This is a genomic window from Corynebacterium sp. c25Ua_47, from assembly GCF_039907205.1.
Taxonomy (GTDB): Bacteria; Actinomycetota; Actinomycetes; order Mycobacteriales; family Mycobacteriaceae; genus Corynebacterium; species Corynebacterium hiratae.
In genome coordinates this window covers 1-460 of record NZ_JASBOH010000042.1, presented here as the reverse complement: position 1 = coordinate 460, position 460 = coordinate 1, and the positions used below count along the sequence as shown (strand labels likewise).

Annotated in this window: 1 protein-coding gene; it reads right to left on the bottom strand. The window is 53.9% G+C overall.

All coding sequences use genetic code 11. The features are described from left to right. Nucleotides 1–460: IS1634 family transposase (locus tag QKE52_RS13340; protein ID WP_347949007.1), on the bottom strand; the 460-nt coding region annotated here is incomplete at both ends.

Here is a 460-nt window from a genome sequence, read left to right as displayed (position 1 = left end):
AACCTCGTCGAGTTGGTAGGCCTCTTGGAACCGTGTGATCATCGGCAGCATCGTGTGGGTTTCTGCCGAGTTGCCAGCAAATGCACCCACGTGCAGTGGAAACCCAGTGGCATCAGTAAGCAGCCCGACAAGGATTTGCGGCTCTACACGGCGCTCTTTAGAAAATCCGGGTTTGCGAAGCTCATCAGCAGTATCGGTTTCAAAGTACAAGGTGGTCACGTCGTACAAGATGAATGCGCCTGGCCCAATACCTGCATGATGGGCCAACGCTTGGGTTAATATCTCCCCGAACGATTCGGTGGCGAAGGAGGCAAGACGCCTCTGGATGGTGCGATAGCTTGCGCTTGTCACCCCAACTTCAGCAAGGGTTTCGATCGAATCAAACTTTGAGCCAGGATTAATCAACCGAGCGCGCACCAGATCGCGAAACACTTGATCATCACCGGTTGCTGCAGCAAGG